We start from the raw sequence: 14,189 nt of genomic DNA, 5'->3' as shown, positions 1-14,189 counted from the left end.
AAATGAAGAGATGAAGTATGAAATAGGACTCATAATATTTGGGCTATACACCCATATGTTGAATCCCAATTTAGTTAGGCATATGTACATTCATTCTTAATCGTAGATCCCTTCTATACTTCACAGGAAAACTTGCTTATTATTAACTCAAGTTGTATATACATATACAAATAAGATCATACATGATCATACCTAAGCAATAATTAGGTATTTTTTATGACGAAAAGTGCTTCAAGGATACGGAGTAAAAAGATGACCTCAGTGGATGGGAAAGAAAAACATCAATTTATTGAAAACCGCAGTATTGATTTCATTCCAGAACACGAAAGACATGGCAGTGTTTTCGGCCAATTTACCCTGTGGTTTGGTGCTAATTTACAAATCACAGCGATCGTTACAGGTGCTTTGGCCGTTGTACTGGGTGGTGATGTGTTTTGGTCGATTATCGGTTTATTGATTGGCCAATGCTTCGGTGCCATCGTCATGGCATTGCATGCAGCACAAGGTCCCAAACTTGGCCTTCCTCAAATGATTTCAAGCCGCGTGCAATTTGGCGTATATGGTGCATGCATTCCGATTCTCTTAGTTTGCTTAATGTACATTGGGTTTACAGCCACGGGTGAAGTTCTCGCAGGTAAAGCGATCGCACAACTCATCAATGTCAGCAATAGCACTGGAATTTTAATCTATGCGGCTTTTATTGTGATCTTTGCCACCATTGGTTATCGCCTAATCCACTGGGTCGGAAAAGTTGCAAGCGTTATTGGCATAATTGCCTTTATTATTATTTTGACTCAAATTTTAACTCATTCAAACTTTTCAGAATTAATTGCCGTTCAAAAGTTTAGCTGGTCCTCATTTTTGTTAGCAATTTCGCTTTCGGCCTCTTGGCAAATTTCATTCGGTCCTTATGTAGCCGATTATTCCAGATACCTACCGTCAAACACCTCCTCCACCCGTGTCTTTTTGGCTGTTGGTTTAGGTTCACTCCTCAGTTCGCAAATTTCCATGACTTTGGGTGTATTGATTGCACAGATTTCACAAGGCGGCTTTGTCGGAAATGAGGTGCAATATGTCGTGGGAATGAACGCCGTCGCACTGATCATTACGTTCTTATATTTCAGTATCGCCTTTGGTAAGGTCACACTCTCCACGCTGAATGCTTATGGATGCTTCATGTGTATTGCAACCATTTGGAATAGCTTCAAACCGCGCTATCAAATTTCAAGAATGACGCGTTTAGGTATTGTACTGGCTATGGTTGCCATTTCTACAATCATCGCAATTGCTGGTGAACATACTTTTTTAAACAGCTTTAAAGCATTCATTCTGTTCCTACTCACCTTCTTCATTCCTTGGAGTGCAATTAACCTTGTAGACTACTATTTCATCTCTAAAGAAGAATGTGATGTTGACGCCTTATATGATCCAGATGGGAAATATGGCCGCTGGAATCATATCGGCATTGGCTGTTATATCATGGGCGTGTTACTACAACTTCCGTTTATTCATAGTAAAGTTTACACGGGTCACATCGTGACCATGTTAGGTGGTATTGATATCTCTTGGTTGGTCGGCATTCTGGCAACGGCTGTGATTTATTATTATTTCGCAAAAAAAAGTTCAACTTCGGACAGTGAGTCAAATTGGTTTTGAATAAAGAAATATTGCAAATGAAAGCCATCTTTTTTCTGCTGATAACTTTATGAAATATGGTGCATACGTTATGATGAATAACGATTTTTGTAGAGTGTTTGAAAACCCTTATGCAACCTTTTGTTCTATATAACTCTGAGCAACGTAAAAAAGTTGAATTTGTCCCACGTAAAGAAGGTCAAATCGATATGTATGTCTGTGGTATGACGGTTTACGATTACTGTCATATCGGGCACGCTCGGGTTATGGTTGCATTTGACTACATCATTCGCTTTCTGCGCAGCCAAGGTTGGAAAGTTCGCTATATTCGCAACATTACCGACATCGATGACAAGATCATTGCCCGCGCCAATGAAAATGGTGAAAGCATCCAACAACTCACTGCTCGTTTTATTCAGGCAATGAATGAAGATGCGGCTAACTTAGGTTGTGCTGAACCAGATGAGGCGCCCAAAGCAACTGAATATATTGATCAAATGCAAAATATGATCGGTACATTGGTTGACAAAGGGGCTGCATACCCTGCTAGCAATGGCGATGTTTATTTTGAGGTGAGCAAGTTCAATAAATACGGTCGTTTATCTGGTCGTAAATTGGATGATATGCAAGCGGGTGCATCTGAGCGTGTGGATGTTGAAGTTGAAAAGAAACATCCCTTTGACTTTGTACTGTGGAAACATGCCAAAGCAAATGAACCTGCTTGGGCTTCACCTTGGGGTAATGGCCGCCCAGGTTGGCATATTGAATGCTCTGCAATGTCGACTTGCTGCCTAGGCAATCATTTCGATATTCATGGGGGTGGTTCAGATCTGATGTTCCCGCATCATGAAAATGAAATCGCACAAAGTGAAGCATCGACTGGTGAACAATATGTTAATTATTGGATGCATGTTGGTTTCATCAATGTTGATGGCGAGAAAATGTCTAAGTCTTTAGGCAACTTCTTTACCATTCGCGATGTGATGGAGAAATTCCATCCTGAAGTGATTCGCTACTTCATCGTGTCTTCGCATTATCGCAGCCCAGTTAACTTCTCTGATGTGGCTTTAAAAGAAGCAAAAACTGCGCTAAGCCGTTTTTATCATTCATTTAAAGCCTATCAACAGGTGTATGGTCAAAAAACGGTTGAGACATTAGAGCAAAACTTTGTAGAACGCTTTAACAATGCGATGTGTGATGATTTCAATACCGCTGAAGCAATGGCGGTATTGTTCGAACTGAATAAAGAACTTAATCGCGCGGTGAAAGAAGAGCAAGCGGAACAAGCAACGCTGCTTTACTCTACTCTGCGTCATTTAACCAACATTCTTGGTCTGGTTCAGCATGATGTAGATGAATTCCTAAAATCAGATATTGGTCAGGAAGCACTTAGCCTTTCCGATGCTGAAATTGAAAGTTTTATTCAACAGCGTGTTGATGCGAAAAAGGCCAAAGACTTTGCTCAAGCTGATGGCATTCGCCAGTCTTTATTGGATCAAGGTGTGGTTTTGGAAGATACACGTCAAGGAACAATCTGGCGACGTGCTGATTAATTAAACACTTAGCATTATAAAGAGTTGACACTTGAATGAAACTCTCTATAATGCGTCCTATTGCGGGAATAGCTCAGTTGGTAGAGCATAACCTTGCCAAGGTTGGGGTCGGGAGTTCGAGTCTCCTTTCCCGCTCCAGATTCAAAAAAGCCCTTATCGAAAGATAAGGGCTTTTTTATTATTAACATTTACCCCACCAAAGAATAAGACTAACTCTACATGCTCAAATAAGCGAAATATTATAACATAACACAAATTCATCAAGACCTAAAATGAAAGTCTGCTCATCCCTTAAAAGTGCAAAACGTCGTAGTGCTGACTGCCAGATTATTAAGCGTCGTGGCAAGCTATTTGTCATTTGCAAATCAAACCCTCGCTTCAAAGCAAGACAAGGTTAACTTGTCTTGCTTTACCAAAGGTTAAATAACCCTTACATTCCCTTACTACCATTTCTTTTTAAAATCTAATAACTTGGATATTAATGTTTTCACAAGGTTATATCTAAGATGAAAAAATCACTAATCGCAATTTCTTTGGCATCTATTTTTTTAGTTGCATGCAATAAAGCAGAAACCCCAAAAACTGATGAGCAAACACCCCCAGCAACCACAACAGAAGCAAGCTCTGAAGTCATCGCTGATAGTGCACATACCGCAGAAAATTCATTAGACTGGAATGGTACGTATACTGGTGTACTTCCATGCGCAGATTGCGAAGGGATTAAGACTGAGCTTAAGCTCAACCTAGATAAAACTTACGAGATCAAAGAGACTTATTTAGGCAAAGGTGATGGCAAAGCATTTGAAAGCAAAGGTAGCTTCGCTTTTGACAGCAAGAACACTTCTGTCATTGAACTCGACAAGGCAGGTGATAACCGCAAATACTTCGTTGCAGAAGGCTACTTAAAAGCCCTCGATATGGAAGGCAAAGAGATTACAGGCGAATTAGCTGACAAATACGAACTCAAGAAAGAAGCTGAATAAGTTATTTCTACCGATAAAAGCCCACTCAATATAGTGGGCTTTTTATACAGCCAATAAAAAACCCAGTCATAATGACTGGGTTTTTTAGAAGATACGAATTACTTCGCAGCAGCTTGAGCAGCAGCAACTTCTTCTGCAAAACTCATTTCAGCTTTCTTCTCAATACCTTCACCCACTTCGAAACGAACGAATTGAGCTACAACTGTACCAGTCGCTTTTAATACATCAGCAACTTTCTTATCATTGTCGATAACATACATTTGACGATCAAGCGCAACTTCGTTCAAGTATTTTTCAACTGAACCAGTTACCATTTTCTCAACGATGTTCGCTGGCTTACCAGATTCTAATGCTTTCGCTTCAGCAATTTCTTTCTCTTTAGCGATCAAGTCAGCTGGAACAGCTTCAGCATTTACAGCAACTGGGTTGAACGCAGCAACGTGCATTGCAATACCTTTACCAGTGTCAGCATCACCTGTGTAAGAAACAACAACACCGATTTTTAAACCGTGTTTGTAAACAGCCAAGTTTTCGCCTTCAACGATTTGAGCACGACGAACTTGAATGTTCTCACCGATTTTTTGAACAAGTGCAACACGAGCTTCTTCTACAGTCGCGCCGTCTTCAAGCTTAAGTTCAGCAATTTTCGCAGCATCAGTTTCGTTTGCAGCAAGTGCAGCAGCAGCAACTTTATCAGAGAAGTTTTTGAAGTTTTCGTCTTTAGCAACGAAGTCAGTTTGACAGTTAACTTCAACAAGAATTGCTTTGTTACCGTTTTGAATAATAGTGATCGCGCCATCAGCAGCAATGTTACCTGCTTTTTTAGCAGCTTTTGCTTGACCTGATTTACGAAGGTTATCAATCGCAAGTTCGATGTCACCGCCTGCTTCTGTTAATGCTTTTTTGCATTCCATCATTGCAAGACCAGTACGGTCACGTAATTCTTTTACCATGCTCGCAGTAACTGCAGTCATGTTGATCTCCTAAAATCGGTAGAAAATAAATCTGTTCAACAAAAACGGCCCAAAGAAACTCTGGGCCGTTTGCACTCTCGACGCTTTAATTTGCCACCATTACATGTCGCAAAAATGACAAGCTTGCGTCAAAACGCATTAAGCCTCAGATGCGTCTTTCGCAGCATCGTCGCCTTTTGCTTGTGCATTAGCTTGTGATTGAGCGTATTCTTTACCAGCAAGAATCGCATCAGCCATAGCTGAAGCATACAAAGTTACTGCACGAATCGCATCGTCGTTACCCGGAATAACGTAATCAACGTTGTCTGGGTTAGAGTTTGTATCAACGATACCGATTACAGGAATACCTAAGTTTTTCGCTTCTTTGATTGCAATCGCTTCGTGATCAACGTCGATTACAAATAATGCGTCAGGTAAACCACCCATGTTCTTAACGCCGCCTAAAGCACGTTCAAGTTTTTCCATCTCACGAGTACGCTCTAAAGCTTCACGTTTAGTAAGCTTAGCAAAAGTACCGTCTTGAGATTGAGTTTGAAGGTCTTTTAAACGGTTGATAGATTGGCGAAGTGTTTTCCAGTTCGTCAACATACCACCTAACCAACGGTGATCTACATATGGTTGACCAGCGCGTTGAGCTTGTTCACGGATGATGTTAGAAGCAGCACGTTTAGTACCAACGAACAATACTTTGTTCTTTTTGCTTGCAAGATTGTTAACAAAGTTCAAAGCATCATTTAACGCAGGAACAGTGTGCTCAAGGTTGATGATGTGAATTTTGTTACGCGCGCCAAAAATGTATTGACGCATTTTTGGGTTCCAGAAACGAGTTTGGTGACCAAAGTGTGCGCCTGCTTGAAGAAGGTCGCGCATGCTTACGTTGTAATCTGCCATTTTCTTTACCTTAAAGTTTGGGTTAGGCCTCCATATATCCGCATTCTCCACCTATTGCTAGGCACCCAGAGTAATGTGTCGATATATGTGCGGATTTTTTACGACTATTGTTATCAGATATTTTCGTAAAATATATTCACGAAAAGCATTTGATAAAATAGGCGGCTATTTATACCATAGACACTTGCAAATTACCAAAAGTTTTTAGAGATCATGAATACAACTTATACAGCCCCACGCCGATTAATCAAAACACCTGAAGAAATTGAAAAGATGCGTGTTGCAGGGAAATTGGCGGCTGAAGTTCTAGACATGATTAAACCGCATATTAAAGCGGGTGTGAGCACACTAGAACTCGATACAATCTGTCGCAATCATATTGAAAATGTTCAACACGCGATTCCTGCCTGTGTAGGTTACGGTGCTGCACCTGGCCGCCCTGCTTTTCAACATTCTATTTGTACTTCGGTTAACCATGTAGTTTGTCACGGCATCCCTTCTGAAAATAAAACATTAAAGAACGGTGATATTCTTAATATTGATGTAACAGTGATTAAAGATGGTTATCACGGTGATACCAACATGATGTACATCGTGGGTGGTGAAACATCTATTCTTGCTAATCGTTTATGTTCAGTGGCACAGGAAGCGATGTATCGTGGTATGGCAACTGTTAAAGATGGTTCATATCTAGGTGATGTGGGCTATGCCATTCAGCAATATGTTGAATCTGAACGTTTCAGCGTTGTCCGTGAATATTGTGGCCATGGTATCGGCAATGTTTTCCACGACGAACCACAAGTTTTACACTATGGCCAAAAAGGTACGGGTATGCGTCTAGAGGCTGGCATGACCTTTACCATCGAACCAATGGTCAACGCAGGTGTTTGGCAAACCAAACTTTTAGGTGATAAGTGGACGGTTGTCACAAAAGATCACAAGTTATCTGCTCAATATGAACATACGATTTTGGTAACACAAACAGGGATCGAAGTACTCACTGCTCGACCTGAAGAAGATCTGTCTCGCTTTATGTAATTCATTCCCTTTGAATTATTTTAAAAAAGTCACTCCGGTGACTTTTTTTACGCATCCACATTTTCTTCATCAATTTATTTAAATCAAACAAAAAAAATCATAAGCATAACAATTATAAAATTTAACTAAACAAAGCCTATTTAAAAATAGCGTTAAGGTGGGCGCAAGAAAAATCCTAACAAACTTTTTGGACATGGAGTCCCACAATGATGAAGAAATCATTCGCTTGCCTGATTACAGGTGTATGTGCCCTACCGACACTTACTTTCGCAGACTCGCCTTATTTCAGTCTAAAAGATGGAGATGGGTTTAAACGTTTTTCTGTTTCCGCGGGCTGGTTACATGCCATGCCGCAAGGATCTGCAAATCCAGTCAATATCAACACGAGTGTTGCTGAGGGTACTAAAGCCAAAGTTGGAGATGTCTCTAAACAAGCTGTACTTGCAGCAGCAGACCGAGACTCCAATAAGCTTCTTTATGATGCCATTAAAATACAACCCCTTGACCCAGTACCAGGCCTGTTAACAGGCACTGCAACTGTCAACGGCCTATCTAACTGGCAAAGCCAAGGAACAGGTTTAGAAGCTGATAAGGTTGACACTGTTGGTATTATGGCTAATTACCATTTTACCGATAACATCTCTTTAGAAGTTAAGGCTGGTATTCCACCGAAAGTTGATATCAAAGGTAAAGGCGATATCTACGCACCTTTAACAGGTCAGGCAGAGACCGCATTAGGAACAATTGGTTTAAAACAAGATATCCATATCACTGATCTAACCCAAGGTGACAAAGCTGCAACTGCACGTGCTTGGTTACCCGCTGTAGAACTACATTACCAGTTTGGTAAATCTGGGGTGAATAAGTTCCGTCCCTATGTTGGCGCAGGTGTCATGTATGCTTATTTTAATGATTTAAAAATCAACTCAGGGATCGAGTTAGATTTAATCAAAGCAGGTCATATGATTCAAAATATTCATGATGGAAAAGCAGGTGCAGCCTTAGATGGTAAAACATCCTCAGCAGACCCTGTAGTTAAACTCAAAGCAACGGACACCTTTGCCCCGATTGTGACTATAGGTGCAACCTATGATTTTAATCCAAACTGGTTTGCTGTCGGTTCTGTTTCTTATTCCAAAATGAATAATGAGGCTAAAATCTCTGTGACTGACCGCAACACAGGTAAAGAACTCATCAAAGCAAATACTAAAATTGATATTGATCCTCTGATTACCTATGTCGGTGTCGGTTACCGCTTCTAAATTTCATTTCATAAAAAGCAGCACTCGCTGCTTTTTTATTGTGCAATCTTTCAAAGCAGCATGATCAAAAATCACGCACCACGAGAACGCAATTTTCAGAAGATTGTCTAACATAGACACCTTCTATCTACGACCCCACATTTATACCAATATTCTTGATTCACTCAATCCTCTTATAAACACCTTGATGATTAACATTTTAAATTATTCATTTGGTTAATTTATTTTTCTGGCACGGCACTTGCTATATATCAAACACATTGAATCAACGACGATTCATAAACATATTTGATGACGGCCAACGGCGTCCGTTCTGTTCGATTTGCTTAATCAGCGTAATGCCTAAGCAAAATAAATGACGTGCAGTTCAGGAGAAAGTTATGTCTTCACCAATGAATATTGATGCAAAAAAAGCCACCGAAATAAAATTATTTAGCTTTTCTACACCTGCCATGCGAGCGTTCCATATGACATGGTTGGCATTCTTCGTGTGTTTCTTCGCGTGGTTTGCCTGTGCTCCCCTCATGCCAGTCATCAAAGGCGAGTTCAATTTAACCAAAGATCAAATTGCCAATATCAACATTGCAGCAGTTGCCATTACCATTTTAATTCGACTCATCGTTGGCCCACTCTGTGATAAATACGGCCCACGTAAGACCTACACTGCTCTTTTACTGCTTGGTAGTATTCCTGTTTTTGGTGTTGCTGCTGCAAATACCTATGAATCCTTCTTATTCTTCCGCTTATTGATTGGTGCAATTGGCGCGAGCTTTGTGATTACCCAATACCATACCAGCGTGATGTTTGCACCAAACGTTGTAGGTACAGCAAATGCAGCCTCGGCAGGTTGGGGAAATGCAGGAGGTGGTGCAACCCAAGCCATCATGCCTCTTATCTTAGGTGCAATCGTCATGTTTGGTGTAGAACAAGCAATGGGTTGGAGAATCGCATTACTTGTACCAGGCATCATGATGCTGATCGTGGGTGTCCTGTATTGGAAGCTTACTCAAGATTGCCCTCAAGGAAACTTTAAAGAACTTCGTGAGCAAGGTATCGAAGTTGGTGCTGGCAAAAAAGGCGGTGTTGCGATTCTGATGCAAGCAGCCCGTAATTACCGTGTTTGGATTCTATTTGTCTCTTATGCTGCCTGTTTTGGTATTGAAATTTTTATTCATAACATTGCTGCAATGTACTATGTCGATCACTTCAATATGGGCCTTAAAGAAGCAGGTTTGACTGCTGGTATTTTCGGTCTGCTTGCCCTATTTGCCCGTGCACTCGGAGGTTATCTTTCAGATAAGGTTGCAATATCAAAAGGTTTAGATGGTCGCACAAAAGTATTGTTTATCATGATTCTATGTGAAGGCTTATTCCTCATACTTTTTTCTCAGATGAATACCGTAGCACTTGCAATTATTAGCATGACCGTTTTTGCTCTCTTTACCCATATGTCTTGTGGTGCAACTTACGCGCTTGTACCTTTTATTGATCGCAATGCTTTAGGTGGTGTCGCAGGTATCATCGGTGCAGGCGGTAATGTCGGTGCAGTTGCTGCAGGCTTCTTACTCAAAGGTTTACTCGACGTACAAACCTGCCTGATGATTTTAGGTGCTTTGGTGACCGTAGCCGCATTCAGTGTCATCCTCATTCGCTTCTCGGTCGAACATAAAGCCAAAGAACAACAATTGTTCGAGCAAGCTGTATTAGAACGTAACTCTCTCGCTTAATCACAACACATTTTGTGTGGGATAAACCCTCCCACACGATTTCCAAATTAAATACTTCAACACCATTTTTCAGGGGTCTCAATATGAAATTGAATCTTCTTGGCTTTGCCATGCTTGGATGCTTAACCAGTACTACTTTTGCAGCACCTACACTTTATGGGGAAATTGATGCAAGTATCGATTACTTGCCAGAAAAAAATGCCAACAGCTCAAATAAAGATGTGTGGGAGGTTAGCTCCAATAGTTCATATCTAGGCATTAAAGGAGATGACAAACTGACTGAGCATCTAAGTGCGGTCTATGCAATTGAATGGGGATTAAGTGCTGACGGCGATGGAACAGACTGGACGCAACGAAACCGCTTTGTCGGATTAAAGGACAGTCAACTCGGCACCATCAAAGTGGGTAAACATGATACGCCGGTCAAACAGCTCTCAAGCACAGTTGATATTTTCAATAATTATGTGGCAAATAAAGCAGATATTGGTGGGATTCTGACTGGAGAAAACCGTATCGATAACGTCATTCTCTATGAATCACCAGCCATTCATCTCTCTCAAGGCGTGGTTAAACTGAATGCTCTGCTCGCCACTGGAGAATCATCTGGAATTAAAACATCCAGCGGCGGTGCAAAAGTCGCAGGTCGCGGCTTAGGCGATGCATGGTCTGCCAGTCTGGTTTATGAACATCCATTTTTTGTCGCAGGACTTGGCTATGACAAAGCCATTCCAAGCACTTTTGCAGGACGTGGCTTTCTCAATGTTGCCACAAGACAGGCTTATACAGCCGACACACAAGCTTTTGCCGCAGCAAATACCATACGTGCCATCGGACGTTTAAATCCGTTTGAAGGCTTGGCGATTAAAAGCTTGTATCAACGTTCCGATGTTGAAGAAACTAGCTATGCAGATCCAACAGAAACAACAAAATGGGCCACAAAAGCCAACAATATTGATGATGCTCAAGGTTGGTTAGTGGGTGCCGAATATATTCTTCCAAATGCAAAAAAATGGATACTCAAAGCACAATATAGCCAGAATGATACTCACTTTAAAAACACCACAGCTGATTTTAAAGCCAAACAAATCATGGCCGGGGCTGATTATGCCTTTAGTAAGCAGGTGAAAAGCTATGGCTATGTAGGTTATTTAACACTTGAACAAGCAGATAAAAAAGACAAGCAACCTGTTGTCGGATTAGGCTTGGAATTTAAGTTCTAAATTATATCCTGCCATTTGAAACAAAACGGTCAATTTACAGTTGACTGTTTTGATGACTTTGCATCTTGTCACAATTATTTTTGCAGGGAATCGAAATATGATGAGAAGTATTTTAGAATACTTTTCACTTATTCCAAGATTACAACAACAATGTCAAACCCTCAATTTTCCAAACAATTGGTCTATATGCTGATCGGAAGTGCGCTGATTCTCGCACTTTCATTGGGTGTACGCCATGGCTTTGGTTTATATCTGGTACCCATGAGCGATAGTTTTGGTTGGGGCCATCATATTTTTAGTTTTGCGATTGCCATGCAAAACCTGATCTGGGGGGCTGCACAACCCTTTACCGGTGCGATTGCTGACAAGTACGGTACTAAAAAAGTCGTGATGGCGGGAGGGGTACTCTATGCTATTGGCTTAGTCCTTATGGCATTTAGCTCTACAGGACTCTTACTTAACCTCAGCTTAGGGCTCGTGATTGGACTCGCCTTATCTGCGACCTCTTTTACCGTATTGCTTTCTGCGGTTGGTCGCGCTGCACCACCAGAGAAACGCAGTATGGTCATGGGGATTGCCAGTGCTGCGGGTTCCTTTGGGCAGTTTATTATGCTGCCCTCAACTCTGTTATTCCTTAAAACCATCGGTTGGTCTTCTGCTTTGCTGGTGAGTGCCTTTGCTATTGCATTCATTGTCCCCTTGGCTTGGTTATTGAAATCCCCTGCTTCTACAGCACCTAAAGCGCTAAATCAGCCAAGTTTAAGCTTTAAACAGGTTTTACACATCGCAAGAAAACACAAACCATTTTGGTGGTTATCGCTCGGCTTTCTGGTCTGTGGTTTCCAAGTGGTATTTTTAGGCGTACACCTACCTGGTTATTTAATTGATCATGGCTTTGATGCCACAACAGGTACGATATTCTTGGCACTGGTCGGTCTATTTAATATTGTAGGGACCTATGGTGCAGGTTGGTTAGGTGATCGCTATTCAAAACCAAGATTGCTGATGCTGCTTTATGGTTTACGCGGTATTGCTATTATTGCTTTTCTACTACTCCCACTCAGCACATTGACCGTTTATAGTTTTGGGATCATTATGGGACTACTCTGGCTTTCCACTGTTCCGCTCACCAATGGGATTGTGGCCAATATGTTTGGCGTCAAATATTTATCCATGCTCAGTGGTATTGTGTTCTTTACCCATCAAATCGGCTCATTCTTTGGCGGCTGGCTCGGTGGGGTCAATCATGATATTGCAGGCAACTACAATATGATTTGGCTCGCCTGTTTAGTGCTAAGTGCTTTTGGTGTTGTCATCCATCTTTTCGTGAATGAAGAGGCTGTGATTCATGACTAATATAGAACGTCATTTTAAGTTGCTATTGTTTGTCACGCTTCTGTGTTTGATGAGTCTTTCGATCTTGATCTGGTTTCAAACCCCTGATTTGTTTGAGTACTTCAATCAAGCATTTTGTGCACATTGAAGCAGAGCGCTTGTGCTTGGTCTTTGTCATATAAACATCAAAACTCTGTCATCAAACCATCAAATTTCGATGCTTTAATGAAAAATAAAAAAGTCGATAAAATGCAAAAAGCGTGTTGATCAGTCGATCAACACGCTTTTTTTATGACTTCAAATAAATAAAGGCTGCTCATTGGCAGCCCTTATTTATCATCTAAGCGGCCTTACTGTTGTTGACGCTTAGGCAATGGAATATATTGCGATTGTGCATTTTGTTGCACTTTACGCTCTCCAACTTTAACCTGCAAAGTTTGTTGTTTGCCTTCACGCTCAATCACCACATCAATTAAACTTTCTGGTGCTTGTAACGCAACATAATTAATCAAATGCGATGCTGAAGAGATCTGCTCATTATTCACTTGAATAATCTTATCGCCACGCTTAATCCCTGCAGAATCAGATGGTCCGCCACGTAATACATCTGCAACAGTGACACCAACTGGTTTAGCGGTCAAAACATCTTCATCAATGTTATTTGGAATTAAGCTAATTCCTAACCAACCACGTACTACACGCCCATCTTTCAAGATGGAATTAAGAACTTGCTGACACACTTTGGCAGGTATCGCAAAACCAATTCCAAGTGAACCACCCGATTGCGAGAAGATCGCCGTATTGACCCCAATCAAATTACCCGCAACATCAATCAATGCACCGCCAGAGTTACCTGGGTTAATCGCAGCATCGGTTTGAATAAAGTCTTCATAGGTATTGATGCCCAAATCCGAACGTCCCGTAGCAGAGATAATCCCCTGAGTCACAGTTTGACCGACACCAAATGGGTTACCAATCGCGAGCACAACATCACCCACTTCATTACCACTTAATTTAAATGGCAACACCGGTAATTTATCCAATTCAATTTTGATTACCGCCAAATCGGTGTCTGGATCAGTGCCAACCACGGTCGCTTCAGCACGGCGTCCATCTTGTAAAGCCACGACAATATGCTCAGCCTGCGCAATCACATGATTATTCGTTAAAATATAACCATCCGCACGTACAATGACGCCTGAACCCAAACTGTTTTCGTTTTGAGGTTGTTGCGGCATTTGATTGCCAAAAAACTCACGAAATACAGGATCATTCAATAATGGATGATTCATCTGTTTCACTTTCTGTGTGGTAAAGATATTCACCACAGCAGGTGCCGCCACTTTGACCGCAGCACTATACGAAACCACCCCACCCGTACGCGTGGTATCAATCAGTGGTTCAACCTTTTCTGCTGGCATTTTTACCCCATCAGCAGCCACCGTTGGTTTCGGTTGATGTGATTTCTGCCAAGCCAGAAAACTAAATATAACAAGAATGAGTAATACCCAAGGTAACCATGTAAATGCACGGCGCACGTCTATTATCCTCTAGGCGAAATTATGTAATGA

Annotated in this window: 12 protein-coding genes and 1 tRNA gene; 10 read left to right on the top strand and 3 right to left on the bottom strand. The window is 41.3% G+C overall.

All coding sequences use genetic code 11. The features are described from left to right. The first annotated feature begins 252 nt into the window (after positions 1–252). From F885_RS14695 to F885_RS14710, 5 genes are all read left to right on the top strand, one after another. Positions 253–1,656: a purine-cytosine permease family protein gene (locus tag F885_RS14695; protein WP_005202501.1), complete on the top strand. Its 1,404-nt coding sequence runs from the start codon at positions 253–255 to the stop codon at positions 1,654–1,656. A 110-nt stretch (positions 1,657–1,766) separates the two neighbouring features. Then, the gene (cysS, locus tag F885_RS14700) at positions 1,767–3,188 is read left to right on the top strand and encodes a cysteine--tRNA ligase (protein ID WP_005202499.1); all 1,422 of its coding nucleotides are present in this window, start codon (positions 1,767–1,769) and stop codon (positions 3,186–3,188) included. A gap of 62 nt (positions 3,189–3,250) precedes the next feature. After that, a tRNA-Gly gene (locus tag F885_RS14705) sits at positions 3,251–3,326 on the top strand. A gap of 134 nt (positions 3,327–3,460) precedes the next feature. After that, the gene (gene ykgO / locus F885_RS20575; RefSeq protein ID WP_081400817.1) at positions 3,461–3,586 is read left to right on the top strand and encodes a type B 50S ribosomal protein L36; all 126 of its coding nucleotides are present in this window, start codon (positions 3,461–3,463) and stop codon (positions 3,584–3,586) included. A 108-nt stretch (positions 3,587–3,694) separates the two neighbouring features. Then, positions 3,695–4,171, top strand: a complete 477-nt coding sequence (locus F885_RS14710) for a copper resistance protein NlpE (RefSeq protein ID WP_005202498.1) — start codon at positions 3,695–3,697, stop codon at positions 4,169–4,171. A gap of 98 nt (positions 4,172–4,269) precedes the next feature. On the opposite strand, the gene tsf is transcribed toward F885_RS14710, so the two are convergent. After that, positions 4,270–5,145 carry a translation elongation factor Ts gene (tsf, locus tag F885_RS14715; RefSeq protein ID WP_004652724.1) on the bottom strand — a complete coding sequence of 292 codons (876 nt, stop codon included), beginning with the start codon at positions 5,143–5,145 and terminating at the stop codon, positions 4,270–4,272. A gap of 138 nt (positions 5,146–5,283) precedes the next feature. Then, a complete protein-coding gene (gene rpsB / locus F885_RS14720; RefSeq protein ID WP_004652723.1) occupies positions 5,284–6,036 on the bottom strand; it encodes a 30S ribosomal protein S2 in 753 nt (250 codons plus the stop codon). Positions 6,037–6,249: 213 nt separating this feature from the next. Between rpsB and map the strand changes: the two genes are divergently transcribed. From map to F885_RS14745, 5 genes are all read left to right on the top strand, one after another. Continuing rightward, positions 6,250–7,074, top strand: a complete 825-nt coding sequence (map, locus tag F885_RS14725) for a type I methionyl aminopeptidase (protein ID WP_005202497.1) — start codon at positions 6,250–6,252, stop codon at positions 7,072–7,074. 206 nt (positions 7,075–7,280) lie between these two features. Further along, on the top strand, positions 7,281–8,336 hold the full coding sequence (locus F885_RS14730) for an OmpW/AlkL family protein (protein ID WP_005202495.1): 1,056 nt from the start codon (positions 7,281–7,283) through the stop codon (positions 8,334–8,336). A 380-nt stretch (positions 8,337–8,716) separates the two neighbouring features. Next, positions 8,717–10,063: an MFS transporter gene (locus F885_RS14735; protein WP_005202492.1), complete on the top strand. Its 1,347-nt coding sequence runs from the start codon at positions 8,717–8,719 to the stop codon at positions 10,061–10,063. Between the two features lie 83 nt (positions 10,064–10,146). Then, positions 10,147–11,283, top strand: a complete 1,137-nt coding sequence (locus tag F885_RS14740) for a porin (RefSeq protein ID WP_005202491.1) — start codon at positions 10,147–10,149, stop codon at positions 11,281–11,283. A 150-nt stretch (positions 11,284–11,433) separates the two neighbouring features. Then, on the top strand, positions 11,434–12,639 hold the full coding sequence (locus F885_RS14745) for an MFS transporter (protein ID WP_005202483.1): 1,206 nt from the start codon (positions 11,434–11,436) through the stop codon (positions 12,637–12,639). 329 nt (positions 12,640–12,968) lie between these two features. Here the strand turns inward: F885_RS14745 and F885_RS14750 are convergent, their stop codons facing one another. Beyond that, positions 12,969–14,156, bottom strand: a complete 1,188-nt coding sequence (locus F885_RS14750; protein WP_004808459.1) for a trypsin-like peptidase domain-containing protein — start codon at positions 14,154–14,156, stop codon at positions 12,969–12,971. Positions 14,157–14,189: the final 33 nt, after the last annotated feature.

Origin of the sequence: Acinetobacter higginsii (genome assembly GCF_000369845.1) — a bacterium.
Classification (GTDB): domain Bacteria; phylum Pseudomonadota; class Gammaproteobacteria; order Pseudomonadales; family Moraxellaceae; genus Acinetobacter; species Acinetobacter higginsii.
This window is presented reverse-complemented; position numbering and strand designations above follow the sequence as displayed.

Excerpts from the sequence above, each read along its gene's own strand:
- F885_RS14695 (WP_005202501.1), top strand. The coding sequence starts at position 253 with ATGACCTCAGTGGATGGGAAAGAAAAACATCAATTTATTGAAAACCGC.
- cysS (WP_005202499.1), top strand. The coding sequence starts at position 1,767 with ATGCAACCTTTTGTTCTATATAACTCTGAGCAACGTAAAAAAGTTGAA.
- ykgO (WP_081400817.1), top strand. The coding sequence starts at position 3,461 with ATGAAAGTCTGCTCATCCCTTAAAAGTGCAAAACGTCGTAGTGCTGAC.
- F885_RS14710 (WP_005202498.1), top strand. The coding sequence starts at position 3,695 with ATGAAAAAATCACTAATCGCAATTTCTTTGGCATCTATTTTTTTAGTT.
- tsf (WP_004652724.1), bottom strand. The coding sequence starts at position 5,145 with ATGACTGCAGTTACTGCGAGCATGGTAAAAGAATTACGTGACCGTACT.
- rpsB (WP_004652723.1), bottom strand. The coding sequence starts at position 6,036 with ATGGCAGATTACAACGTAAGCATGCGCGACCTTCTTCAAGCAGGCGCA.
- map (WP_005202497.1), top strand. The coding sequence starts at position 6,250 with ATGAATACAACTTATACAGCCCCACGCCGATTAATCAAAACACCTGAA.
- F885_RS14730 (WP_005202495.1), top strand. The coding sequence starts at position 7,281 with ATGATGAAGAAATCATTCGCTTGCCTGATTACAGGTGTATGTGCCCTA.
- F885_RS14735 (WP_005202492.1), top strand. The coding sequence starts at position 8,717 with ATGTCTTCACCAATGAATATTGATGCAAAAAAAGCCACCGAAATAAAA.
- F885_RS14740 (WP_005202491.1), top strand. The coding sequence starts at position 10,147 with ATGAAATTGAATCTTCTTGGCTTTGCCATGCTTGGATGCTTAACCAGT.
- F885_RS14745 (WP_005202483.1), top strand. The coding sequence starts at position 11,434 with ATGTCAAACCCTCAATTTTCCAAACAATTGGTCTATATGCTGATCGGA.